Source organism: Streptomyces sp. N50 (genome assembly GCF_033335955.1).
Classification (GTDB): Bacteria; Actinomycetota; Actinomycetes; order Streptomycetales; family Streptomycetaceae; genus Streptomyces.
The window spans coordinates 8,897,717-8,921,662 of sequence record NZ_CP137549.1; the positions used below are offsets into that span (position 1 = coordinate 8,897,717).

The following is a 23,946-nucleotide window of genomic DNA, read 5'->3' on the forward strand; positions in this document are numbered from 1 at the left end:
GTCTCACTCTTACATCCCCCGTCCCACCCGAACCAGGGAAGCCGTGCGGTTGTTGCACGTTCGTCGATCGACTCCGGACTTCGGCATCAACTCGCGGAACGGGGATATCCGTTGGGGGCGAGGCAACCGGACTCGACCCTTGCCCGCCCCAGTCTTCGGAGGACACATGGCATTGGTCAACGCTAGCTTCGTGGTGCTCGACGCGGTCGAGCCGGAGAAACTCGCCGTGTTCTACACGGAGTTGCTGGACGGCGAGCAGACGGACATCACCCTGGACCAGGTGGAGATCAGGGGTGCGGACGGGACCCGGCTGGCGTTCCGCCGGGACCTCAGCGCCACCCCGCCGAGCTGGCCCCGCTCCGAGAACAACCAACAGGTCCACCTGGACTTCCTGGTGGAGGACATGGACGAGGCCGAGCGCAGGATCATCGGACTCGGCGGCCGTCCGCTGGAGACCAAGGACATGCCGGGCCCGCACGAGGAGCGCGTGTACGCGGACCCGGCCGGCCACTCCTTCACCCTCCGCCCGGTACCGCCGACGGCCACCGACCAGGTCTGAGCGGCCTCACTCCCGGCCCCAACCGCCTTACTCCCGGCCGCCCTTGTCCTTCGCCGGCCAGACCCCGGTCGAGCGTTCGATGGCCTTCGCGCCGGTGCGGTCCGCCGCGCTGCGCGCCACCGCGAAGAGGGCGCCCTGGAGCGCGGCGGCGATCAGGATCTCGGCCCAGCCGCGGTCCCGGTCCAGCGGGTCGGGAGCGTTGTCCTCGTGCCGTATCGCCTTCCACGTGGCGCGGAAGGCACGGCCGGCGAGGGCGCCGCTCACCAGACCCAGGACGAGGCCGACGGGCTGGTAGAGGAGGGGGAGTTTCTTCTTCTTGATCTTGGCCACGGGGATCTCCTTCTGCGCACGAGCTGACGGGTCGGGACGGTCGGCATCCCGACGGTGTCATCGAAACCGGTCCTCCGGTAGAGGGTGTGAGCAGCACCTTCAGGGGCAGTCGGCGTAGATGAGCGACACAGCTGCCGACCACGAATCCGACCGGAAGACCCGCGTCACCGTCCTCGTAGCCCTCGCCGCCAACCTGGTGATCGCGGCCGCCAAGGCCGTCGGCGGGCTGGTCGCGGGCTCGCCCGCGCTGCTTTCCGAGGCCGCGCACTCCGTGGCCGACAGCCTCAACGAGGTCTTCCTCCTCGCGGCCCTGCGCCGCAGCCGCCGCCCCGCCGACCAGCGGCACCCCTTCGGCTACGGCAAGGAGCGGTTCTTCTGGTCGCTGCTCGCGGCCGTCGGGATCTTCGTCATGGGCGCCTGCTTCTCCGTGTTCCAGGGCGTCGAGGCACTGCGCAACGGAGCCGAGGAGACGTCCACCGGCTACATCGTGGGCCTGGTCGTGCTCGCCGTCGCCCTGGTCGTGGAGGGGATCTCCCTGCTGCGGGCCCTGCACCAGGTGCGCGCCCAGGGCGGTGGCATGGACGCGCTGCGCGACCCCGCGCTGCGGACCGTCGTCGCGGAGGACGGCACGGCCGTGGTCGGCGTGACCCTCGCCATCGTCGGCATGGCGCTGCACATGATCACCGGCCAGGTGGTGTGGGAGGCGTCCGCGTCGATCGCGATCGGAGTGCTGCTCGGCTACGTCGCCTACCGCCTCGGCCGTGACGCCCGGGACCAGCTCATCGGTGAGGCCGTCGACCCCGAACTGAGCGACAGGATCCGCGAGTTGCTGGCGGCCGAGCCCGAGATCGACAGCGTCGAGGCGCTGTTCACGATGCGGATGGGGCTCGACTCGACGATGGTCGCCGCCCGGATCGACCTGGTCCCCGGGATGGACAGCGAGCGGGTCGAGGAGGTCTCCGTGCGCATCAAGCGGTCGCTCGGCGAGGCCGTGTCCGAGGCCGGCGAGATCTTCCTGGACATCACCGACCGGCCGGCCGAGGAAGCACGGAAAAGCCCCGCCGCGACGGGGGAGCGCGGCGGGGCCTGAACGTCGGATGCCCGACGGTCACCGGTTCATGCGCCCCGGAAACAAGAAAATCTCTCCGGGCCGGTCAGACTCTGGTACTCAGCTCCCGGCGGCCGGTTCGAGGACGAACACGGGGATCTGGCGGTCCGTCTTCGTCTGGTACTCGGCGTACGGGGGGTACGCGGCGACCGCCCGCTCCCACCACGCGGCCTTCTCGTCGCCGGTGACCTCGCGGGCGGTCAGGTCCCACTTCCGCGGTCCGTCCTGAAGCTCGACGTGCGGGTCGGCCTGGACGTTGAAGTACCACACCGGATGTGTCGGCGCGCCGCCCTGCGAGGCGACGACGGCGTAAGTCCCGTCGTGCTCGACACGCATCAGCGGGGTCTTGCGGAGCTTCCCGCTCTTGGCGCCCACCGTCGTCAGCAGGATGACGGGCAGACCGGTGTCCTTCAACGTCGTCCCCTTGGTACCGCCCGAGCTCTCGTACAGCTCGACCTGGTCGCGTACCCACTGCGCCGGGCTGGGTTCGTACTCGCCCTCAAGAGGCATGGCATTCGTCCCATCTCGCGTTTTACGGCTGTCTCGCACCCAGATTCAACACCAGCCGGTGCGTGATTCATCCATACCGCGACTCTCTTCGGCCACGCCCCCTCCACCGGGTGACTACCTCGGAGGTAATCGCACCGGAACACTCTCTCCGGCACAGTCGGCACCCCACACGATCACCGGCCGAAGGAGAGCGCCCGATGTCCACGACCCCGACCACGCGCACCGTCGTAGCAGACCTCCTGCACCGGATCGGCCACGCCGAGCCCGAGCGCGTCGCCGAGTTGTACGCCGAGCACGTCGACTGGAGGCTCGACTGGCCCGAGGACGCGCACGGCAGCCCCGCCACCCCGTGGATCCGGCACCGCGCCACCCGCGCCGACGCCGCCGACCACTTCCGGGAGCTCGCCGCGCACCATGTGCCGGGACACGTGGGCACCGAGATCGAGCGCGTCCTGGTCGACGGCGAGGACGCGGTGGTTCTCGGCGAGATCCGGCTGACCGCCAGGCCCACCGGACGGCCGTATCACGCCAGGTTCGCTCTTCATCTCACCGTCCGGGACGGCGTGATCGTCCGTCATCACGTGTACGAGGACAGCCTCGCCGTGACCCGGGCCTTCGCCCCGGCGGACTGCGGGACTCCGGTCGCGGGAGGGTGACGTTCGCCCACCCCGTGGCCGTGATCGCCTAGTCGGCCGGGGTCATCAGGTTCGGCCAGATTGTAGGTACCACCGATCTGGCCGAACTTCAGGTGGCCTTATAGGTGCCTCGGGCATCTAATGAAGATCGGCAAGACGCACTCTTCGTCTGCGAGGTCTTCCATGACGGATCTGACGGAACTGACGGATCTGACCGACCAGCCCGAACCCGTCTCCTTCCCGCAGGACCGCACCTGCCCCTACCACCCGCCCGCCGGCTACGACCCCCTCCGCGGCGCCCGCCCCCTGACCCGGATCACGCTCTACGACGGCCGCCCGGCATGGCTCGTCACCGGGCACACCGCCGCCCGCGCACTGCTCGCCGACCAGCGGCTGTCCTCCGACCGCAGCCGGCCCGACTTTCCCGCGATCAACGAACGGTTCGCCGCGGTCCGCAACCGCAAGGTCGCCCTGCTCGGCGAGAACGACCCCAAGCACCGCGTCAAGCGGCGGATGATGATCCCCGCCTTCACCGTCAAGCGCGCCACGGCGATGCGGCCCGACATCCAGCGGATCGTCGACGAACTGCTCGACACGATGATCGCCGCGGGTCCGACCGCCGACCTGGTGTCCGCGTTCGCGCTGCCCGTCCCCTCGATGGTGATCTGCGCGCTGCTCGGCGTCCCGTACGCCGACCACGAGTTCTTCGAGGCCCAGTCCCGGCGCCTGCTGCGCGGCCCGAAGCCCGAGGACAGTCAGGACGCCCGCGATCAACTGGAGGCGTATCTGGGCGAGTTGATCGACCGCAAGCAGGAGAGTCCGGGCGAGGGGGTGCTGGACGACCTCGTCCGGGACCAGCTGAGCGAAGGGGCGCTGGACCGCGACGAGTTGATCTCCCTCGCGATCATCCTCCTCGTCGCGGGCCACGAGACGACCGCCAACATGATCTCCCTGGGCACCTTCACGCTGCTGCTCCACCCCGAGCGGCTCGCCGAACTCCGGGACGATCCAGGCCTGTTGCCCGACGCGGTCGAGGAGCTGATGCGGTCCCTGTCCATCGTGGACGGGCTGGTGCGGCAGGCCCTCGTGGACATCGACGTGGAGGGCACGACGATCCGGGCCGGCGAGGGCGTGATCTTCTCGGCCGCGGTCATCAACCGCGACGAGGACGTCTACACCGCCCCGGACACCCTGGACTGGCACCGGCCCACCCGCCATCACGTCTCGTTCGGCTTCGGCATCCACCAGTGCCTCGGCCAGAACCTCGCCCGTGCCGAACTGGAGATCGCCCTGCGCAGCCTCTTCGAGCGGCTGCCCACGCTGAGCCTGGCCGTCCCCGCGGAGGAGATCCCCTTCAAACCCGGCGACACGATCCAGGGGATGCTGGAACTCCCCGTGACCTGGTAAGAGGCTGCGCTCCATGCACACCGAAATCCACATCGACAAGGACATCTGCATCGGCGCGGGCCAGTGCGCCCTGGCCGCCCCGAATGTCTTCACCCAGGACGACGACGGCTACAGCACGGTGCTGCCGGGCAAGGAGGACACCGACGACCCGATGCTCAAGGAGGCGGCACGGGCCTGCCCGGTGAGCGCGATCACGGTGTCGGACAAGGCGGTGGGCTGAGCGGGTACTCCGTGGAGGGCGGCGGGCCCGTCGGGCTGAGCTGGTCTTGAGTGCGGTGGGGGCCGGCTGGGCTGAGCGGTTCGTCAGCGGGAGGCGGCCGGCCGGCTGGGCGGTTCGTGGCAGGAGCCGGCCGGCTCGCCGAGCCGTCCCCCTCCTGCCGCGAAGCCGCCACCCCTCCAACCCGCCCCCCTCAGCCCACCACCCCAAGCACCCCCACCTCGACTCCCCGCAACCCCTCCCGCCCCGCGACCACCTCATACGCGGCGACCCGCCCACCCTCGACCCTCACCCGGAGTGCCAGCACCAACCGTCCCCCCGGCGCGACCACGATCCCCACGTCCCCGTCGACGAGGGCGACGGCCGCGAACCGCGTCCGGTGCCGCAGCAGCACCGTCCCCTCCGCGACCGCCCGGGCCCCGCGCAGCTCGGCCGGAACGCCGGGCGGCAGCACGGCGGGGTCCGCGTGCCGGACGACATCGGGGGCGAGGACGTCGAGGAGCGCGCCGAGGTCACCGCCCCGCGCGGCGGACAGGAACGCCTCGACGACCTCCCGGTGCCGGTCGAGTTCGGCGCCCGGCACCACCGGCGTGCCCCGCACCTTGTGCCGGGCCCGGCTGGCGAGCTTCTTCGCGGCGGGTCGGGACCGGTCCAGGACCGCGGCGACGCGGTCGAACGGCACCGCGAACAGGTCGTGCAGCACGAACGCGACCCGCTCCGCCGGACCCAGCGCGTCCAGCACCACCAGCAGCGCGAGCCCCACCGAGTCGGCGAGTACAGCCTCGTCCTCGGGCAGGTCGTCGGCGCTTCGCTCCGGCAGGTCGTCGCCGTAGGGATCCTCCCGTCGGGACGCGCGTGAGCGGAGCATGTCCAGGCAGACGCGGGAGACGACCGTCGTCAGCCAGGCGGTGAGGTTGTCGACGCCGTCGCCGCCCGTACGGCTGAGCCGGAGCCAAGCCTCCTGCACCGCGTCGTCCGCCTCGCCGAGCGACCCCAGCATCCGGTACGCGACCGCCCGCAGCCGCCCGCGCCGCTCCTCGAACCGCTCCGCCAACTCGTCGTGCCCCCGCATGGGTCACCTTTCCTCGCCGTGCTCCGTCACCAGTCCGACGTACACGAAGACGTACACGGACCGACCGAGGTGACCACCCCATGCTGCTGCACATCGACTCCAGCGCCGACACGACCGCCGACTCCGTGACCAGGCAACTCACCGAGACCTTCGCGCGGGCCTGGCGCACCCGCCACGGCAGCACGGCGGACCGCCGCCGCCGCGACCTGTCCGCCGCGCCGGTGCCGCCGATCACCCCCGCCTACACCACCCTCGGCCGCCGCGTGGAACGCGAGGGATTCGTCCCGCCCGCCAAGGTCCCCGCGCTGATCGAGACCGCCGCCGAGCGGCACGAGTGGGAGCTGACCCTGCCGCTGATCACCGAACTCCTCGCCGCCGACACGCTGTTGCTCGGTGTCCCCATGTACAACTTCTCCGTGCCCGCGACCCTCAAGGCATGGATCGACCGCGTCACCTTCCCTGGCGCACTCACCGACCCGGACACCGGCGAGAGCCTCCTGCGGCACATCCGTGTGGTCGCGGTCATGGCACGCGGCGGCGGTTACGGACCCGGCACCCCGCGCGAACACTTCGACTTCCAAATGCCTTACCTGCGGTCCTACTTCGGCAACCTGGGCGTCCCGCCGGAGAACCTCCACCTCGTCGCCGCCGAGCTGACCCGGGTCGATGTCCTGCCTCAACTGGCCGGTCTGGAAGGCATTGCGGCGACTTCCCTGGCCCGGGCCCGCGCCACACTCGCGGAACTCGCCGCCGCCTGAAGTCAGTTGGCCCGCGCCCGCATCAGCGCCAGGGCCGCCTCGCGCGCCTCCACCGCCGGTTCCGTGCTCCCGGTGATGCCCGCCGTGACCATGGCACCCTCGGCCAGCAGGAACACCTGCCCGGCGAGCGCGTCGGGCAGCCCCGCGTCCGCCACGAGACCGGCGAGGTACGCGCGGAACGCCCGCTTGTGCGCCCGGACTTGGGCCACCACCCGCTCCGAGGTCGCGCCCAGTTCGCCGTACGAGTTGATCCACGCGCACCCGCGGAAATCGGCCTCGCCGAACCACTCCTCCAGCCAGTCGAAGACGGCCGGAATCCGCTCCCGCGGATCATCGTGCCGCGCGACATGCTCGGCGAGGCGTCCGCGCCAGCGCAGGTCACGCCGTTCGAGGTACGCCTCCACCAACTCCTCCTTCGCGGGGAAGAGTTGGTAGAGCCGCTTGAGGGAGAGCCCGGAGGCGGTGCGGACGGCGTCCATGCCGACGGCCTGAACCCCCCGTCCGTAGAACAGCTTCTCGGCGGCGTCCAGCGCCTGCTCCCGGGCGACCTCGCTGTCCATCGAACCGACCCCTCCTTGACCTGAGAACGTGCGTTCTCTACGTTAGCAGCCATCGGGAGAACGCACGTTCTCCGCATCTCGCCGCTCTGGAGACGACCATGGCCGACCGCCCTCCCCTCCCGCCCTTCACCCGCGAGACCGCCGCCCAGAAGGTCCAGGCCGCCGAGGACGCCTGGAACACGCGCGACCCGCAGCGGGTGGCGCTCGCCTACTCGGAGGACTCCGTCTGGCGCAACCGCGACACCTTCGTCACCGGCCGCGCCGAGATCGTCGCGTTCCTCACCGCGAAGTGGGCCCGCGAGCAGGAGTACGCGCTCCGCAAGGACCTGTGGGCCTTCGACGGCAACCGCATCGCCGTCCGCTTCCAGTACGAGTGCCGGGACGCCGACGGCCAGTGGTGGCGGTCGTACGGCAACGAGCTGTGGGAGTTCGACGAGCACGGCCTGATGACCCGGCGCGAGGCGAGCATCAACGACCTGGCCATCCTGGAGAAGGACCGCCGTGTCTTCGGCTCGCGGCCCGAGGAGGAGCGCGGGCGCTCGTTCCCGCTTCAGTAGGCTCCCCGGGTGATCGAACAGGACTCGAAGCCCTTCCTCTACGTCGTCGTCTGCGCCGCCGGGATCGCCGCCGGCGTCGGCCAACTCATCGCCGCCGCGCAGGAGTCGGGCTGGGAGGTCGGGGTGATCGCGACCCCGGTCGCCGCGTCCGGCTTCTTCGACATCCCAGCCGTCGAGGAGCGGACCGGCCGCCCCATCCGGTCCGCCTGGCGGGTGCCGGGCGACCCGCGCCCCTTCCCGCCGCCGGACGCCGTGGTCGTCGCGCCCGCCACCTTCAACACCATCAACAAATGGGCGGCCGGTACGGCGGACACCCTCGCCCTCGGCACCCTGTGCGAGGCGTACGGGCTGGGCGTCCCGATCGTCGTACTCCCTTGCGTGGCCGACGCGTTGGCGGCCCACCCCGCCTACCAGGAGAGCCTGATACGGCTGCGCGGGATGGGTGTGCGGTTCGGGGACCCGTACTCCGGCGAGGTCCAACCGGGCGGTGGGCGGACGGAGTTCGGCTGGGAGAGGGCGCTGGAGCTGCTCTAGCCGCAGGTCACGGTCGGTCCCGCCAGCATGCCCCCGGTGTACAGCGCCTGCCCCTGCGGCATCCAGTACCCCAGCTTCGAAACCACCGTGGAACAACGGGACTTGAGGGTGACCTTGACCACCACTGTGTCCGGGTGGCCCGGCTGGAGATCGGTGAGCGCGCAGTCCAGGGCGTGCGGGAGCCGGTCCTGCGACGGGTGGCGGCCGACCAGCGGATTGACGCAGCGCGGGTCGGACGTGGTCAGCTCGGCGCCCGTGCCCTCCTCCGCGATGAGCCCGAACCGCGCGCTGCCGTCGCCTTCGTCGCTGTGCCGGTGGACCGTGTACGTCAGCGTGGTCACCGAGTCGGGCCGCAGCGTGCTCCGGTCGACCTCGATGCCGTGGGTGACCTTCGGCCGCGGCGCGGTCAGGGTCAGCATGGCGCGGACGGTGCCCTGCAGGTCCACGCCCTCGGGCGCGGAGCGGACGCGCACGGTGGCCGTGAAGGCGTACGTCCCCGGGCCCGGATACTGGCCCGACCCCGGCAGCGTGCCGGACGCGGCCGTCCCGCCGTCGCGCTCGGCGGTCCAGGTGCCCGAGGTGCGGCACGTGTACCGGACGGCCGACCTGAGCTGTCCGCAGGTCGCGGGAGCCGAGACCGCCATGGTCGGGGTGCCGCTGCCCGCGCAGAGGCTGACGACGGCATGCTGGCCGTGCGCGCCGTGCAGGGTGCCCGCGGGCGCGCACAGGGTCGACGGCGGCTCGGGCGGGGACGGTGCCGGGTCCGTGCCACCCCACGCGGGCGACACCAGGGCCAGCGGCAGCACGGCCGCCCCCATCAGCAGAGTCCTCAATCTGGTCGAACGTCTCGGCACCGCGTTCCTCCCGTACGGCCACGACCGGCCGGGTGCCGGTCGCCCGCACCGAGGATGCGGGACCCCGGCCGTCGCCCGGTCGCCCCACGCCGGGCGGGCGAGGCCGGGTCACACCAACGCCGGACGTGCGTGAGCGGCGCGACGTCGCTCGCCGCTCCGGGCCCTTGTTGCTCGGCCGGGGGCGGTCATGCGACGCCGCGTCGCTCCTGGTTCCGGTCCCGCGCCCGGCGGCCGGGGGTGGTCACGCACCGCCCGGACGCCCGTCAGTGCCCCAGACGGACCCGCAGCTCAGGCTGCAGCAGCTCTCCATGCGCCTCGACGAGGTCGTCGCACAGGTCCCAGATCCGCTCGACCGGCAGGGCCGCCGCCGTCGCCGGGTCGGCCATCGCCGCGTGCCGGATGTGGCGCGGGTCGCCGTCCGTGGCCGCGCGCACCACCAGGTCGGTGACGGAGACGTAGGCGCGGTTGAGGGCCGCGCACTGCGGGGGCAGGGCGCCGATCCGGGTCGGCTGGACGCCCAACGCGTCGACCAGGCACGGGACTTCGACGACCGAGTCGGCGGGGAGGTTGTCGATGAGGCCGCGGTTGGGGACGTTGCCGTAGATCGTGCGCGGGGTGCCGGTGGTGATGCTGTGGATGATCTGCGGGGCGTACTCCAGCGTGCCCTCGACGGGGAGCGGGATGCCGGAGGCGAGGGCGTCGCGGGTGCGTTCGTAGCTCGCGGTGTTCTCCTCGATGATCTCCAGGTACGCGCCGACCGGCAGCCGTAGCCGCTCGATCTCGCTGTCGTGGTGGAGATACCAGGGCACGTACTCGGCCGAGTGCTCGCTGGTCTCGGTGGGGTAGTGGCCGAGGCGGCGGTACATGTCGACGCGGACCCGGCGCAGGAGTTCGGGGTCCTTCGCGATCGTCTCGTCGAGGAGGGGGTGGAGGTCCTGCCCCGACTGCTCGAAACGCAGTACCCACGCCTGGTGGTTGACGCCCGCGGCCAGGTAGGAGACCTCCTCGAAGGGGACGCCGACGAGCTGGGAGAGGTCGTGCATCGTCCAGTACACCGAGTGGCACAGGCCCGTCGCCTTGAGGGCGGGGGCGATGCGGCTCAGGTAGAGGAGGTTCATCGCCATCGGGTTGGTGTAGTTCAACAGGTGGGCGTCCGGGCAGAGTTCGGCCATGTCCTCGGCGAGTGACCGCAGGACCGGGAAGGTGCGCAGCGCGCGGAAGATGCCGCCGATGCCGAGGGTGTCGGCGATCGTCTGGCGCAGGCCGTAGCGGGCCGGGACCGCGAAGTCCGTGCGGGTGGCCTCGTTCATGCCGACCTGGACGATGTTGACGACGAAGTCGGCGTCCGCGAGGGCCGATCGGCGGTCGGGGTGTGCGCTGATCTCCGGCCTGGCGCCGCGTACTTGGGCGATGTGCCGGGCCGCGCCCTCCGCCGTGGCGAGCCGTTCCGGGTCGATGTCGTGCAACGCGATCCGGGCGCGGGCGAGTTCGGGGAACGCGAACAGGTCGGCGAGCAGGCCCTGCGTGAACACCACACTGCCGGCGCCGATGAAGGCCACCTTCACAGCGCTGCCGTCTGTCATCAAAGTCCTTTCGGAGAACCGGAGTTGGAGGTGTGCGGGTCAGCCCTTGAGCCCGCTCGACGTCAGCGACTGGATGAACGTCTTCTGCGCCAGCAGGAACGCCACCAGCACCGGCACCACCGTGATGACGTTGCCCGCCATCACCGCCGACCACTTGGTGTGGTGCTGTCCCTGAAAGGTCGTCAGGCCCAACTGGAGCGTGTACTGGGTGTCGTGGTTGATCGCGATCAGCGGCCACGACAGGTCGTTCCAGGTGGACAGGAACGTGAGGACGGCGACCGTGGCGAGCGCGGGCCGGGCCAGTGGCATCACGATGGAGAACAGCACCCGCAGGCGCGAACACCCGTCGATCCAGGCCGCTTCCTCCATCTCCCTCGGCAGCGCGAGGAAGAACTGCCGGAACAGGAACACCGCGAACGGCGTCACCAGCGACGGGAGGATCAGCGCGCCCAGCGTGTCGATCAGCCCGAACCACTTCATCACCAGGAACGTCGGGATCATCGTCAGCTGGAACGGCACGACCATCGTCGCCAGCATCAGCCCCAGCAGCACCCGCGACCCGGCGAACCGCATCCGCGCGAACGCGTACCCGCCGAGCGACCCGAACAGTAGATTCGACACCACCGCGACCGACGCCACGATCAGCGAGTTGGCGAACCAGCGCGGGAACATCGCGTTGCCCAGCACATAGCGATAGCCGCCGAGGTCAATTCCCTTGGGCCACAAGGCGGGTGGGAAGCGGTTGATCTCCGCGTTCGTCATCACCGAGCTGAGCAGCAGCCACACGAACGGCAGCGCGAAGCACAACGCCAGCGGCGCCAGCACCAGATGCCACGCACTCACCCGCCGCGCACTCATCGCACACCCCCGTCCGTACGGCCCTGCCGCCGCCGTGCGACCCGCAGCGCGCCGCCCGCGACCAGCAGCGCCACCGCGAGGATGTACGCCGACGCGGCGCCGTAGCCCGCGGTGAACATCTGGAAGGCCTGCTGCCAGACGAAGTACACGATCACCGTCGTCGAGCCCAACGGGCCGCCCTTCGTCGTCACATAGATCAGGTCGAACACCTGGAGCGAGGTGATGAACTGCCACAGCACCAGGAACACCGTCACCGGCGTGAGCGCGGGCAGCGTCACATGGCGCAGTACCTGCGTACGGTTCGCGCCGTCGATGCGGGCCGCCTCGACGAGTTCGGGCGGCACGTCCTGGAGCGCGGCCAGGTACACCACGACACAGAAACCCACCCCGCTCCAGAGCGAGATCAGCACCAGCAGGTACAGCGCCTGGTCCGGGTCGGCGAGGAACCCCTGGGAGGAGATGCCGAGGTGGTGCAGCAGCGCGTTCGCGACGCCGAACTCCGGGTCGAGGATGAACGAGAACAGCACGCCCTGCGCGGTCGCCGACACCACGAACGGGATGAACACCAGCGTGCGGTACAGGCCGATGAGCCGGATCCGGCGGTTGAGGGCCAACGCCAGTGCCAGTCCGCCGACCAGGCTGAGCGGCACGTAGAGCGCCGCGTACAGCAGCGTATTGCTCACCGCCGTACGGAAGTTGGGGTCCTGGGCGAGGGCGCGGTAGTTGTCGAGGCCGACCCAGCGGCCGGGCGTGACGAGGTCGTCGGCGCGGAACGACAGCAGCAGCGACCAGACGACGGGCACGACACTCAGCCCGAGGATCACCACCACCGACGGACCGATGAACGCCCAAGCCGTGGACCGTTCTTGACGGGCGCGACGGCGGGCGGCGCGGCGCGCGGCCTGAGCGGTGGCCGCCGGTTGCGTGGGAAGGGTGAGGGCGCGGGGCAGTGTGGACATCGGGGTCTCCCGGGAGGGGGAAGTCACCTGGGGATCAGCAGGGCCGCGTCGGCCTTGTCGGCACAGGAACGGAGCGCCTTCTCGGGGGAGTCCCGGCCGAGCAGCACGGAGACGATCGCCTCGCCCAGCGCCTGCGAGATCTGCGGATACGCGGCATGGACGGGCCGGACGCGTGCCGAACGCAGGGAGTCGGTGAAGACGTCGAGACCGACCGTACCGGCGCTGTGCTCCAGCCACTCCGGCCGCGCGGCGGTGCCCGTGCTCAATGGCAGCCCGCCCGCCGAGATGTCCCAACGGACGTCGTGGACAGGGGAGTTCATCCACTGCACGAACTCCACGGCCGCCCGGGACCGGGCCGAGCCGTTGTCGAAGACCGTCCATGTGTCGGGCCCGGAGATGGTGACCGCGTGCCCGCTGTACGTCGGCAGCGGCACGACGCCGTAGTCGATCTTCGCGGTGATGATGTCGGGGAGTTCCCAGGGGCCGGTGGCGACCATGGCCATCCGGCTGTTCAGGAACACCTGGTAGAGCTGTTCGCTGCCGGGCTTGGTGTCGAGGTACGCGCTTTTGTCGTGGCCGAGTTGGGCGAGGGTTCGGAGGGCTCGTACGCCTTGGTCGGCGAAGCCGATGTGCTTGCCGTCAGGGGCGACGACCTCGCCGCCGAGATCCCACAGCATCGGCCAGAGCCGCCACACCGTGTCCTCGTCGCCGACGGCCGGCCAGCCGGTGCCGAAGACGCCCCGGTCGTGGTCGGTCAACTGCCGTGCCGTGTCGGTGAATTGGTCCCAGCTCCAGCCGGCCTTCGGGTAGTCGAGTCCGGCCTGCCGGAACAGTTTCCTGTTGTAGACGACGGCCAGCGAGTCGAGGACCGCGGGCGCGGCCCGTACCCGGCCGTTGACGGTGACCGCGTCCCGCACCGGCTTCCAGAAGGAGTTCCACGGCGTCGGCCCTTCGCGCATCGCGGACGTCAGGTCGACGACGCGCGGGCTGCGCGCGACGCTGGCGAGGTCCGAGCCGAAGATGTAGGCGATGTCCGGGTAGGAGCCGGCGGCCAGCGCGGCGGTCACCTTCTGGAGCATCGCGTCGGCCAACACCCCACCGCCGCCCGGGTCCACGCGGATCGTGGGGTGGGTCCGGTTGAACTCGGCGACCAGCGCCTCCACCGCCTTGCGGCCCGTGTCGACCTGCCCGTGCCACAGCTCCACGGTCACCCGGCCGTCCGCACCGACCCCGTCCGAGGCACCGCCCGCACATCCGCTCGCGGCACCGATCGCGGCCGCCCCGAGCAGCAGCCCACGGCGTGACATCCCGTTCCTCATCACGGCCTCCTCACCGCACCTTGCGGACGTAGTCGGCGCTGCCGGGCGTCGACACGTCCACGTCCCGGCGCACGATGCTGAGCCGCCCGGCGAAGCCCGAACGGGCCTTGCGCAGACCGGAGTCGGAGTATTCGATGACGATGACCCGGTCGTCGAAGGCCTGGGCGTACTCCCCGCACTCGTCGTACTCGGCGCACTCCTCCGCGATCGCGAAGTCGAGACCGAGCTTCTTCCTGAGCCCCGCCAGCTCCACGGTGTTCTTCTGGGCGATGGCCAGGTGCCGGGCGTGCGCGTGCCGGGAGAGCAGGGTGATGAAGGCGGTCGCGTCGTTCGCCGTCAGGAGGCCGTGCGAGCGGGTGTAGCTGTCGTAGTTGTCCGGCTCGACGGCGTCGAAGCCCTTGGCCGCGCAGCCGTCGATCCACTGGTTCACCCGCGCCGCCACCCGCTGCCGCTTCGCCGCCGTACGGATGTCGAGGAGTGCCTCGCCCCAGTCCTCGTCGACGACCACCTCGCCGTCCGCGTCCCGGAGCAGCAGGTCGGCGGGCCAGGAGGCGCGCTCGTCCGGCTGGGCCTGGAAGGCGTTGACGTAACAGATGTTGTAGAGGCCGCGCGCGGGCGCCGCCGTACGGTCACGGCTGACGATCCGGACGCCGGCGGGCGGGGGATAGGCGCCGCCGATCTGGTAGTCGAAGTCGGCGTGGACGGGCGGGAGTTGGAATTTTCCGGGTGCCGGAAGCGAGGCGCTCACCGACGGGGCGGGGCGTTTCGACGGCGTGGCGCTCTTCGACGGAGTGGTGGAGCTTCTCGACGGTGCCGCGCGGGACGGGCTCTGCGACGGCGCCGCGCGCGACGGTTGTTCCGGCGCCGAGTTGTTCGTGGTTCCGCACGAGGTCAGGACCGCCGCGGTCGCGACGGCGCCGCTCAGGACCGCCGCCGTCCCGAGACCTCCGACGCGGGAGACACCCTTGACGGGCATGTCCGCTCCATCAATCGCGGGTACGACCCCGCCTCGGACCGGATGGAGCGGCGGTCCTGGCGACTGTGGCCGGGCTTGGAACCTGTCCGCTACCGGCTGGGCGCACCTCTGCGTACCGCGCCGCACGCGCGGGCACGTCCAGGATCAAAGCGCCCGGCCGCGCCACTCGTCAAGGGTGCGCGCACATGCGCGACTTCGAGCACCCACGAAGTCGTACGCTCCGAAGCGGTACCGAACTCGAAGGCAGGAGCAGCAACGATGCAGTACGTGAAGCTCGGTTCGACCGGCCTGGACGTCTCGCGGATCTCTCTGGGCTGCATGACCTACGGCCTCCCGGACCGCGGCACCCACGAGTGGACCCTCGACGAGGAGGCGTCGCGCCCGCTGATCCGGCAGGCGCTGGAGGCCGGGATCAACTTCCTCGACACGGCGAACGTCTACTCCGACGGCACCAGCGAGGAGATCACCGGCCGGGCGCTGAAGGACTTCGCCCGCCGCGACGAGGTCGTCCTCGCCACGAAGGTGCACGGCAGGACCCGCCCCGGACCCAACGGCGCCGGACTCTCCCGCAAGGCGATCATGACGGAGATCGACCACAGTCTCGAACGGCTCGGCACCGACTACGTCGACCTCTACCAGATCCACCGCGCCGACCCGCACACCCCCGTCGAGGAGACGATGGAGGCGCTGCACGACCTGGTGAAGGCGGGCAAGGTCCGCTACATCGGGGCGAGTTCGATGTACGCGTGGCAGTTCGCCAAGCACCAGCACGTGGCCGAGCGGCACGGCTGGACCAAGTTCGTGTCGATGCAGAACCACTACAACCTCCTCTACCGCGAGGAGGAGCGCGAGATGCTGCCGCTCTGCGCCGACCAGGGCGTGGGCGTGCTGCCCTGGAGTCCGCTGGCGCGCGGCCGTCTCACCCGCGACTGGGGCACCACCACCGAGCGCAGCAGCACCGACAACTTCGGCAACCGCCTCTACCAGGACGGCGACCGAGCCATCGTCGAGGCGGTCACCCGCATCGCCGGCGACCGGGGCGTCCCGCGCGCCCAGGTCGCCCTCGCCTGGCTGCTGCACCAGGGCACGGTGGCCGCACCGATCGTCGGCGCGGCCAAGCCGCAGCACATCGAGGACGCCGTGGCCGCCGTGGAACTGGAGCTGAGCGACAAGGAGTTGGAGGAGCTGGAGCAGCCCTACACTCCGCACGCGATCAGCGGGCATTCCTGACCTGTCGCGACAGGCCTTGCTCCAGATCTCCTGCGGCAGGCTCAACAGGTCCTATCCCAGGCTATCTTGACGGTTCGTCAGTGCGGGCCCTGCGGTGCGAACTCCGTGCCGCACGGGCCCGCGCCGGCGCTCTCCGCCAGCGGCACCCGCTCGCCGCTCATCGAGATCGTGCGGTAGAAACTCCCGATACGGTCGGCCGAGCGGCCCACGTAGTGCCCGATGAACGAACGGCGGAAGCGGTCCGCGCTGCGGTTGGGCCGGGAGCCGTGCACCAGGCTGCCGTTGAAGACAGGACGTCCCCGGGCGCCATGTCGACCGGCACGGGCGTCAGTCCCGGCGGCGGTGGCACGTACTCGCGCGCGAAGGACACCCCGGGATCCGCCTCCTCCGGGCAGAACACGTCCATGCGATGGGTGCCGGGCACGACCTCCAGGCCGCCGTTGTCCCGGTCGATCTCGTCGCAGGCGATCCACGCGGCCACGCACGTGCCCGGCTCGGCCCGCAGATAGAAGTTGTCCTGGTGCAGCGCCTGGCCGCGCGCTCCCGGCGGCTTGAAGTAGAACATGCTCTGCGCGGCCAGTACCTCCTCGCCGAACAGGGTCTCCAGGACGCTCCGCAGACGCGCGTCCAGGAGGAAGCGCAGGGCCAGTTCACTGATCTCGTGGGGGTGCATCACCCTCGGGTGGGTCCGGAGGGGATCGTCGGAGACGCGTGGTTCGAAGTGCCCGGGGACCGGGCCGGACGCGTGCAGCGCCGTGAACTCCGCGCAGAGCCGGTCGATTTCGTCGTACCTGAACAATCCGCGCGCGACCGTGAACCCGTCCTCCGCGAACGCGCCGATGTCCGTGGCCGTCATAGGGACCTCCTCGGTGTTATGTCACACCACAGTGTCAGGAGGCCGGGCGTGTGCCTATTGGTTGGCCGTGAACTCCCTCATCGGTGACGGCGTGGAAGCCGTCAACTCCCGTGACGCCGGTGACTCGTCGGGCAATGGGCCGGGCAGCCGGAACATGACCTGGGAAAACCGGGAGAAGGGCCGTCCCCGGGTCCGACGCGCGGGGCGCGCCGGGCGGCCTCCGGCCAATGGTTTCGGGATTTCCCGTGTGGATACGGTGGCAATCCCATAACGGACCCGATTGACGAATCGTCAAATGGCAGGGGCCGGACCGCAATGCACAAAACGCAGGAAGACCTTGTTCCGCCTCGCTGACCTGTGCAAAGGTGTGCCTGTCGGCGCGCGGGCACATAGATGATTCCCCTCCGCGCGCTCGAGGCCGCTCCCGTACGTCACCCCCCTTGCTTCAAAAGAGCTGCCCCAGGCGGACGTTCGGGATGCCATCAATCGGACGGGTGGACTTTGTCGACCTGTCGACGGGGTCGCATACCCGCCGGTATGGACTGAATTCCGCGTTTCACCTGGAGGAATGCAGCCGTGAAGGACGCAGGTCCCTCGAATTCCCCGACTTCCGCTCACCACTTCGAAGTGACCGACGAGCAGCTCAGCGCCGAGCTGAAGAAGTGGACGGGGACGACGCCCGCGCTGCAACCCGTCGGCGAACTGCTGGACCGGCACTGGGAAGCGGCCTTCGCCTATGCGCGGCTGTGCACCGACGGACCGCACCACGCCGGAATGCTCACCACGGCCGCTTTCACCCGCCTCTTCGGGGAATCCCTGCGGCAGTCGGGACCGACCGCGGCCTGGCGCCCCCAGGTGCTGGTCACGATCCGCCGTATCGCCGCGGAATGGGTCGCCGACCACCGGCAGGAAATGCTCCACCCCGATCTGCGCTGGGCGAGCGGCGACGGCGACCGCGGCGCGGCCCGGATGCTGCCCGTGCCCGAACGGCGCCTGCTCTCCCGGGCGTTCCAGCGGCTGAACCAGTCGGCCCGCACCCTGCTCTGGCACATCGAGGTCGAGTCCGAGCCCTTCTCGATACCCGCCGGACTGCTGGGCCTGGACGAGGAGGGCGCCGACGTCGAACTCGGGCGCGCCCGCGGCCGGTTGCGCGAGGAGTGCCTCCAGGTCCACCGCGAACTCGCCCAGGACGACGAGTGCATGCGCTACATCCGGCTGCTGGACGTCACCTTCCGGCGCGGCGGCGCGGAGGTCGACCCGGACCTCGCCATGCACCTCAGCGTCTGCAAGCACTGCCGGTACACCGCCGACCAGTTGAACCAGTTCAACGCCGGTCTCGGCATCGCGCTGGCCGAAGCGGTGCTCGGCTGGGGCGCGCGGGCCTACCTGGAGGTCAGGGCCGGCAGCCGCACGCTGCCCGCCGAGGTGTCGTCCGCCTCGACCGAGCTCGCGGTGCACCCCGGCCCGCGGCGCGGCGAACTCAGATCGGCCCACAAGGCGGCCCGGCGCGTCCGCCGCCGCAACCTCGCCGTGGCCGTGCTCACCGTGAGCGGACTGGTCGTCCTCCCGCTCGTCCTGTGGTCCATCGGTGGCTCCGGCGGCGACAAGACCACCACGGAGAACCAGGCCGCCGGTGCCTCCGGCGCGGGCAAGGAATCCGCCGACCCCTCCTGGGCCAGCAAGAACGACACCACCCAGGGCACGCTCAGCGGCCGGCTGCACAACGTCGAGTCCGGCCTGTGCATCGGCGTCGCCGGCAACAAGCCCCTCAAGGGCAACGAGGCCGAACTGCAGACCTGCTCCTCGGCGGCCGGCCAGCAGTGGTCCTACGAGACGGACGGCCGGCTGCGCAGCACCGCCGACCCCGGCCTCTGCCTCGACTCGCACCTCGCCTTCGAGGTACAGCTCGCCCCCTGTACCGGCACGTCCTCGGCGACCGCGAAGAACATCCGCTACGACTTCACGCTCCAGGGCATCCTCGTACCGCGCTGGAACCAGGACCTGGCCCTGACCCCCGCCTCCACCGACGGCGGCGGCGCGCTCGTCCTGAAGAACCGGGCGGACGGCACCGCCCAGCGCTGGGTCTTCGACACCTCGAAGGCCGACCCGCAGATGCAGGTCGTCAACTGGGACACCGACAGCACCGGTTCGCCGACCCCGACGACGAAGAAGGCCGCCCCGACGCCCTCCAAGACCCCGACGGCCACGCCCACGCCGACGCCGAGCGCGTCGACCCCGCAGTCCACGCCTACGACGGCCGCCCCGACCATGGACTACTGCGACTACTACCCGTCGTACTGCCAGGGGAACGGTCAGGGCGGCGGTGGCTGGTCCGGTGGCGGCGGTTACGGCGGTGGCGGGTACGGCGGCGGCTACCACGGCGGCCGCTGAACCTCAGTGGTGCGGTGGAGGCGGAGGCGGCAGGGTCGCGATGCCCGGCGCCGTCTCCGGCCACACCAGCAGCACCGGACAGGGCGCGTGATCGACGGCGAACCGTACGGCGGGCCCGAGACTGTGCGGGCCGAGCCGGGCCCGGTCGCCGTCACGGGCCAGCACCAGCAGATCGGCGTCCCCGGCGGCCGCCACCACCTCGCGCTCCACGCGCCCGGCCCGCTCCATCCGGGTGCACGGCCGCCCGAGCCGCTCGGCCGCAGCGTCCAGCAGCTCCGCCGCCGACGTACTGCCGAGATCCTCCAGCCGGGTCCCGGGATCACGCTTGGGACCACCCCGGCCGAGCAGCCCGGCGAACGCGCCGTGCGCGACCCCGGGCACGTCCGGGCCGCTCACATGCAGCAGCACCACCTCGTCCGCCTCCGGCGCATGCGTCCGTACGGCGTCCACGCAGGCGGGCCAGGTGCCCTCGACCAGCCAGGCGATCACACGCATTCGGCCTCCCTCGGTGTCACAGAACCTGGAGCGACACCCACAGTGCCACCACCGCCGGGACGAGCGCCGTCGGCACGGCGATCAGCCCCAGCTTCGTGAACTCCTTGAGATCCACGTCGTGTTCGTGCTGATGCACGATCCGCCGCCACAGCAGCGTCGCGAGCGAACCGGCGTAGGTCAGGTTCGGTCCGATGTTCACCCCGAGGAGCACGGCGAGGACGGCCCCGGGCCCGGACTGCGCGGTCAGCGGCAGCAGGACCAGGACCGCCGGCAGGTTGTTGATGAGGTTCGCCAGTACGGCGGCCAGCGCGGCGATCCCGAGCAGCGCCGCGATGCCGGTGCCGCCGGGCAGGAGGTGGCCCAGCGCGTCCGAGAGCCCGTTGTCGACCACGGCCCGCACGACGATCCCGAGCGCCAGCACGAACGCCAGGAACGACGGTGAGGCGGCCCGCACGATCGTCATCGGGGTCGCCTGCCGCCGTAGCAGCGCGCGGCCGGCGAGGACGAGTGCGCCCGCCAGCGCGGCCCACGCCGGGTCGATGCCGATCGCGGAGGTCAGCACGAACCCGGCGAGGGTGCAGGCGACGGTCGCCAGCGCGAACACCGGCAGCTCGGGCTTGTCGCCGGAGGCCGGGGAGGGGGCGGCCGCCGCGAGGTCGCGGGCGAAGAAGCGCCGGAACACCAGGTACTCGGCGCCGATCGCGACCAGCCAGGGCAGCACCATCAGCCCGGCGAAGCGGGTGAAGCTCAGGCCGCTCGCCGCGAACGCGAGGAGGTTCGTGAGATTGGAGACCGGCAGGAGCAGCGAGGCGGTGTTCGAGAGATGCGTGCACGCGTAGACGTGCGGCTTGGGACGGACGCCCATCCGGGACGCCGTCGCGAACACGACCGGCGTCAGCAGCACGATGGTGGCGTCCAGGCTCAGCACGGCCGTGATCAGCGAGGCCAGCGCGAACACCGCCGTCAGCAGCCGGCTCGGACTGCCCTTCGCCCACTCCGCCATCCACGCCCCGCAGGCCCGGAACAGGCCCTCGACATCGCAGAAGTGGGCGAGCACGAGGACCGCGGCGAGGAACCCGACCACCGGTCCGAGCTGCTCCGCCTCCGCCCGCGCGTGGTCGAGCGAGATCGCCCCGGTGGCCACGGCGATCCCGGCGGCGGGCACCGCCATCACCGCCTCCGGCCACCCGAAGGGACGGACGACGGCCCACACGAGGACGGCGACGAGCAGGACAACGGACAGGGTTTCGGCGAGCGGGGTGTTCAGGGGACGGTCCTCCGGGACGCGGGACGTGGTGCCCGCCCCATGTAACCAGGCCGCGGCGCGCAACCCGTGATCAGGAACCGGTACCCGCGCTGAACACCGTCAGACGCACCGAGGACGAGTTGCCCGACACAGGCACCGCTCCGTTCGTCCACTTCACGTGCAGCGCGTCCTGCTCGTCGGGCGGGGTCACCGCCAGCCAGCTGGGGGTCGCCGTCTTCGCGCCGCTGATCTCCGGGTTGGAGAAGGTCAGACCCGCCCAGGCGCTCTGCCCCGGCTTCAGCGTGACCGTGGTGGCGGTGCTGCCGGTCTCGCGCTGCGGGTCGTCGCCCAGCTGCGTGCCGGACGCGTTCAGGAACGCGGCGCCGGGATAGCCGCGGACCGTGCAGGTACGGCCCGACGCGTTGGTGAGGACGATCGGGAAGTTCTCCTGGCCGGCGCCCGGGTCGTTGCCGCCGACCTTCGCCCGCAGCTCGGAGGTGTGGCACCGGGAGCTGCTCGCGGTGCCGGTGTTGGTGCTCGTGCCGCCGGAGCCCGAGGACGTGGAGGTCGACGTCGAGGATCCCGACGAGGCCGAGTCCGAGCCGGTGGCGGTGTTGGTTCCGCTCGACGTGGAGGCCGGCGTGCCGGACCCGTCGGCCGAGGGGTCGCCGCCCGCGGGAGCGGCCGTACCCGACTGGGTCTGCGGGCTGCTCACCGTGCCGCTGCCGTCGCCACAGGCCGTCGTCAGGCCCAGGACGGCCACGGCGCTCACGAGCAGGGCCGCCCGGCGCAGGGACTGAGACGTGTTCGCCATCTTCAACACTCCTGGAAGTTCACCGCACAGCGCCTCGCGCGCTGTCACAAGGGTCCGATGCGGGTGCGCGTCGAAAGGTTCGCGGGATCACCGGATTTTTTCAGACAGTGCTGCCGACAGCGATTCCGACACCGATCAGGTGACCCGCAGCGACCGGAGTATGCGCGCGGTCGCGTCACCGCTGTGCTGCCGGATCTGGACGTACACCTGGGGCTGCGCGGCGCCGCCGACCATGCGCAGCGCGGTCTCCGAGAGGGTGCCCGTGCCGCCCGAGCAGTCGCTCCAGGTGCGGATCGTGCCGCGCCAGGTGGCGTTCGCGTAGGCGCGGCTGCCGTCGTAGCGGCAGCCGGAGTGGGCGATGGCGTCCACCTCGGTGCTCACGCTGCCGTGCTCGCTCAGGCCGATGAACACGCCGTTCACGTCCGCCGAGAGGTCCGGCCACTTCGACAGGTCGTCGGCGACGGCCAGCCCCGGCTCCTGCCCGGCCGTCAGCCCGAGGGCGCGCGGATTCCAGCCCGAGTCACGCAGCTGACGGCCCCACGCGTTGGGCACCTCGGCCACGATCCGGCCGGTGCTGTCCTTGACCCGCAGATCCGAACTCCCGGACGAAAAAGGGAAGTTCAGCACCGCGGCGCCCGCGCCCGCGGCCACCACGACGAACAGCCCCGCCATCAGCGCGACCCCCGGTGCCGGCTGTGCGGTCTGCGCTGTCGGCGCGCGGGGGCGGCCTCGGCGGCCAGCCGCTCCAGCTCCTCCGCGAACTCCCGCGCCGTCGGCCAGCGCTTCTCCCGGTCCGGCTCCAGCGCGCGGAGCAGGGCCCGCTGGAGCTCGGGGGACACGTCCGGGCGCAGCCGGTCCGGCCGGACGACCTGCCCGGGCGCCCCCGGGACCGTGCCGGTGAGCAGCTCGTAGCCGACCGCGCCCAGGCTGTACACGTCGGCGCGCTCGTCGATGCCGTACCCGGGCTGCGCCTGCTCCGGCGGCTGATAGCCCGCCGAACCGGCGGCCAGGGTGAGGCCCGACCCCTGCGCCAGGCTCTTGGCCAGGCCCAGGTCGGCGAGCAGTACGCGGTAGCTGCCGTCCGGGGCGGTGCGCAGCAGCACGTTGGTCGGCTTGATGTCCCGGTGGACGATGCCCGCCTTGTGCAGCGCGGCGGCGCCCCGGGCGGCCAGCGCGGTCAGCCGCAGCGCCTCGGAGACGGGCAGCGGACCCGACGTGAGCAGATCGGCGAGGGTGCCGGCGTCGGCGTACTCCATGACGAAGTACGGCCGTCCGTCCGGCAGCTCGCCGATGTCGTAGACCTGCACCACCCTGTTCGAGTCGGCCCGGCGCAGCAGGCGGGCCTCGGAGAGGAAGCGGTCGACGATGTCGAGGCGGTGCGCCCAGTTGTCGGCGAGGACCTTCACGGCCACCGGGGCTTCGAGCACGTCGTCGTGCGCGAGCCAGACCGTGCCGAACGCGCCGGTGCCCAGGCGGCGTTCGAGTCTGTAGCGGCCGATCTGTTCGACGAAGTGCATGCGACTATCATGCCTGCTCGTGGACCGAGGCGGAGGAGTGGATCCAGTGCAGGACAAGGCGCGGACCGAGGAACTGGCGCGGCGGGCCGCGGCCGGTGACCCGGGTGCCCTGGACGAACTGCTGCGGACGATCGGACCCGAGGTCCTCAGGCGGTGCGGGCGCTTCCTGCCGTGCCGTGAGGACGCCGAGGAAGCGGCCCAGGACGTACTGATGCAGGTCGCCCGGAAGATCGGCACGTTCGAGGGCCGCAGCCTCTTCAGCACCTGGCTCTACACGGTGGTCGCCAACGGCGCCCGGCAGAAGTACCGCGAGCTGAAGCGGCGGGCCGCCGAGCAGCCCGCCGAGATCGACGTGTCACAGCACGTCGATCCGCGCACCACGAGCGTGATCGCCGGATCGAAGATCGACCTCCTGGAGGCGCTGGAGCGCCTGGAGCGGGAGCAGCCGCACCTCGTCGAGCCGCTGGTCTACCGGGACATCTGCAACCTGGAGTACGCCGACATCGCCGATCGCCTCGGCATCCCGCTCGGCACCCTCAAGTCCCGGCTGCACGAGGCCCGCCGCCAGGTCAGGCCCTGGCTCACCGAGCTCTCCTGAGCC

Annotated in this window: 26 protein-coding genes and 1 pseudogene; 11 read left to right on the plus strand and 16 right to left on the minus strand. The window is 71.1% G+C overall.

From position 1 onward, the window contains the following. The first annotated feature begins 166 nt into the window (after positions 1–166). Positions 167–559 (plus strand): VOC family protein, encoded by a 393-nt coding sequence (locus R2B38_RS39460; RefSeq protein ID WP_033278894.1) that lies wholly within the window; start codon positions 167–169, stop codon positions 557–559. Between the two features lie 27 nt (positions 560–586). On the opposite strand, the gene R2B38_RS39465 is transcribed toward R2B38_RS39460, so the two are convergent. Next, a complete protein-coding gene (locus R2B38_RS39465) occupies positions 587–889 on the minus strand; it encodes a DUF4235 domain-containing protein (RefSeq protein ID WP_033278893.1) in 303 nt (100 codons plus the stop codon). Between the two features lie 118 nt (positions 890–1,007). Here R2B38_RS39465 and R2B38_RS39470 point away from each other — a divergent pair, with 118 nt between their 5' ends. Beyond that, positions 1,008–1,979 carry a cation diffusion facilitator family transporter gene (locus tag R2B38_RS39470; RefSeq protein ID WP_318020598.1) on the plus strand — a complete coding sequence of 324 codons (972 nt, stop codon included), beginning with the start codon at positions 1,008–1,010 and terminating at the stop codon, positions 1,977–1,979. A 78-nt stretch (positions 1,980–2,057) separates the two neighbouring features. Here the strand turns inward: R2B38_RS39470 and R2B38_RS39475 are convergent, their stop codons facing one another. Further along, entirely contained in the window at positions 2,058–2,507 is a 450-nt protein-coding gene (locus R2B38_RS39475; RefSeq protein ID WP_318020599.1) for a nitroreductase family deazaflavin-dependent oxidoreductase, read from the minus strand. A gap of 197 nt (positions 2,508–2,704) precedes the next feature. Between R2B38_RS39475 and R2B38_RS39480 the strand changes: the two genes are divergently transcribed. From R2B38_RS39480 to R2B38_RS39490, 3 genes are all read left to right on the plus strand, one after another. Continuing rightward, positions 2,705–3,163 (plus strand): nuclear transport factor 2 family protein, encoded by a 459-nt coding sequence (locus R2B38_RS39480; protein WP_318020600.1) that lies wholly within the window; start codon positions 2,705–2,707, stop codon positions 3,161–3,163. Positions 3,164–3,325: 162 nt separating this feature from the next. Next, a complete protein-coding gene (locus R2B38_RS39485; protein WP_318020601.1) occupies positions 3,326–4,549 on the plus strand; it encodes a cytochrome P450 in 1,224 nt (407 codons plus the stop codon). Positions 4,550–4,562: 13 nt separating this feature from the next. Next, a complete protein-coding gene (locus R2B38_RS39490) occupies positions 4,563–4,769 on the plus strand; it encodes a ferredoxin (protein ID WP_318020602.1) in 207 nt (68 codons plus the stop codon). Positions 4,770–4,959: 190 nt separating this feature from the next. Here the strand turns inward: R2B38_RS39490 and R2B38_RS39495 are convergent, their stop codons facing one another. Continuing rightward, complete coding sequence (locus R2B38_RS39495; protein ID WP_318020604.1) at positions 4,960–5,838, minus strand: sigma-70 family RNA polymerase sigma factor; 879 nt, start codon at positions 5,836–5,838, stop codon at positions 4,960–4,962. 80 nt (positions 5,839–5,918) lie between these two features. Here R2B38_RS39495 and R2B38_RS39500 point away from each other — a divergent pair, with 80 nt between their 5' ends. Next, positions 5,919–6,596, plus strand: a complete 678-nt coding sequence (locus R2B38_RS39500; protein WP_318020605.1) for an FMN-dependent NADH-azoreductase — start codon at positions 5,919–5,921, stop codon at positions 6,594–6,596. Between the two features lie 2 nt (positions 6,597–6,598). Here R2B38_RS39500 and R2B38_RS39505 read toward each other — a convergent pair whose 3' ends face one another. After that, a complete protein-coding gene (locus tag R2B38_RS39505) occupies positions 6,599–7,156 on the minus strand; it encodes a TetR/AcrR family transcriptional regulator (protein ID WP_318020606.1) in 558 nt (185 codons plus the stop codon). Between the two features lie 98 nt (positions 7,157–7,254). Here R2B38_RS39505 and R2B38_RS39510 point away from each other — a divergent pair, with 98 nt between their 5' ends. Both R2B38_RS39510 and R2B38_RS39515 read left to right on the plus strand, forming a co-directional pair. Next, a complete protein-coding gene (locus R2B38_RS39510) occupies positions 7,255–7,713 on the plus strand; it encodes a nuclear transport factor 2 family protein (RefSeq protein WP_318020607.1) in 459 nt (152 codons plus the stop codon). A 9-nt stretch (positions 7,714–7,722) separates the two neighbouring features. Next, positions 7,723–8,247, plus strand: a complete 525-nt coding sequence (locus R2B38_RS39515) for a flavoprotein (protein ID WP_318020608.1) — start codon at positions 7,723–7,725, stop codon at positions 8,245–8,247. Here R2B38_RS39515 and R2B38_RS39520 read toward each other — a convergent pair. The 6 genes from R2B38_RS39520 to R2B38_RS39545 all read right to left on the minus strand — a co-directional run bounded on the left by R2B38_RS39520 (position 8,244) and on the right by R2B38_RS39545 (position 14,796). Beyond that, positions 8,244–9,065, minus strand: a complete 822-nt coding sequence (locus tag R2B38_RS39520; RefSeq protein WP_318020609.1) for a hypothetical protein — start codon at positions 9,063–9,065, stop codon at positions 8,244–8,246. The two genes, R2B38_RS39515 and R2B38_RS39520, sit on opposite strands and share 4 nt — an antisense overlap. A 299-nt stretch (positions 9,066–9,364) precedes the next feature. Next, positions 9,365–10,684 (minus strand): alpha-glucosidase/alpha-galactosidase, encoded by a 1,320-nt coding sequence (locus R2B38_RS39525; RefSeq protein ID WP_318020610.1) that lies wholly within the window; start codon positions 10,682–10,684, stop codon positions 9,365–9,367. Positions 10,685–10,723: 39 nt separating this feature from the next. Beyond that, positions 10,724–11,542 carry a carbohydrate ABC transporter permease gene (locus tag R2B38_RS39530; RefSeq protein WP_318020611.1) on the minus strand — a complete coding sequence of 273 codons (819 nt, stop codon included), beginning with the start codon at positions 11,540–11,542 and terminating at the stop codon, positions 10,724–10,726. Next, entirely contained in the window at positions 11,539–12,501 is a 963-nt protein-coding gene (locus R2B38_RS39535; protein ID WP_318020612.1) for a sugar ABC transporter permease, read from the minus strand. Before R2B38_RS39535 ends, R2B38_RS39530 begins: the two co-directional genes overlap by 4 nt. Positions 12,502–12,524: 23 nt before the next feature. Next, complete coding sequence (locus R2B38_RS39540) at positions 12,525–13,820, minus strand: ABC transporter substrate-binding protein (RefSeq protein ID WP_318020613.1); 1,296 nt, start codon at positions 13,818–13,820, stop codon at positions 12,525–12,527. 10 nt (positions 13,821–13,830) lie between these two features. Further along, positions 13,831–14,796 carry an endo alpha-1,4 polygalactosaminidase gene (locus R2B38_RS39545; protein ID WP_318020614.1) on the minus strand — a complete coding sequence of 322 codons (966 nt, stop codon included), beginning with the start codon at positions 14,794–14,796 and terminating at the stop codon, positions 13,831–13,833. Between the two features lie 258 nt (positions 14,797–15,054). Between R2B38_RS39545 and R2B38_RS39550 the strand changes: the two genes are divergently transcribed. Further along, on the plus strand, positions 15,055–16,026 hold the full coding sequence (locus tag R2B38_RS39550; RefSeq protein WP_318020615.1) for an aldo/keto reductase: 972 nt from the start codon (positions 15,055–15,057) through the stop codon (positions 16,024–16,026). A 77-nt stretch (positions 16,027–16,103) separates the two neighbouring features. Here R2B38_RS39550 and R2B38_RS39555 read toward each other — a convergent pair. Continuing rightward, positions 16,104–16,882: pseudogene (locus R2B38_RS39555) on the minus strand (phytanoyl-CoA dioxygenase family protein). Positions 16,883–17,458: 576 nt separating this feature from the next. Here R2B38_RS39555 and R2B38_RS39560 point away from each other — a divergent pair. Beyond that, positions 17,459–19,273 carry a ricin-type beta-trefoil lectin domain protein gene (locus R2B38_RS39560; RefSeq protein WP_318020616.1) on the plus strand — a complete coding sequence of 605 codons (1,815 nt, stop codon included), beginning with the start codon at positions 17,459–17,461 and terminating at the stop codon, positions 19,271–19,273. Between the two features lie 3 nt (positions 19,274–19,276). On the opposite strand, the gene R2B38_RS39565 is transcribed toward R2B38_RS39560, so the two are convergent. The 5 genes from R2B38_RS39565 to R2B38_RS39585 all read right to left on the minus strand — a co-directional run bounded on the left by R2B38_RS39565 (position 19,277) and on the right by R2B38_RS39585 (position 23,345). Further along, positions 19,277–19,768: a universal stress protein gene (locus R2B38_RS39565; RefSeq protein ID WP_318020617.1), complete on the minus strand. Its 492-nt coding sequence runs from the start codon at positions 19,766–19,768 to the stop codon at positions 19,277–19,279. Positions 19,769–19,784: 16 nt separating this feature from the next. Then, positions 19,785–21,098: an arsenic transporter gene (locus tag R2B38_RS39570; protein ID WP_411978529.1), complete on the minus strand. Its 1,314-nt coding sequence runs from the start codon at positions 21,096–21,098 to the stop codon at positions 19,785–19,787. Between the two features lie 7 nt (positions 21,099–21,105). Then, positions 21,106–21,828 carry a DUF4232 domain-containing protein gene (locus R2B38_RS39575; protein WP_318020618.1) on the minus strand — a complete coding sequence of 241 codons (723 nt, stop codon included), beginning with the start codon at positions 21,826–21,828 and terminating at the stop codon, positions 21,106–21,108. Between the two features lie 135 nt (positions 21,829–21,963). Beyond that, a complete protein-coding gene (locus R2B38_RS39580; protein ID WP_318020619.1) occupies positions 21,964–22,500 on the minus strand; it encodes a hypothetical protein in 537 nt (178 codons plus the stop codon). Then, positions 22,500–23,345 carry a serine/threonine-protein kinase gene (locus tag R2B38_RS39585; RefSeq protein ID WP_318020620.1) on the minus strand — a complete coding sequence of 282 codons (846 nt, stop codon included), beginning with the start codon at positions 23,343–23,345 and terminating at the stop codon, positions 22,500–22,502. Before R2B38_RS39585 ends, R2B38_RS39580 begins: the two co-directional genes overlap by 1 nt. Positions 23,346–23,391: 46 nt before the next feature. Between R2B38_RS39585 and R2B38_RS39590 the strand changes: the two genes are divergently transcribed. Continuing rightward, on the plus strand, positions 23,392–23,943 hold the full coding sequence (locus tag R2B38_RS39590; RefSeq protein WP_033278870.1) for an RNA polymerase sigma factor: 552 nt from the start codon (positions 23,392–23,394) through the stop codon (positions 23,941–23,943). Positions 23,944–23,946 lie beyond the last annotated feature (3 nt).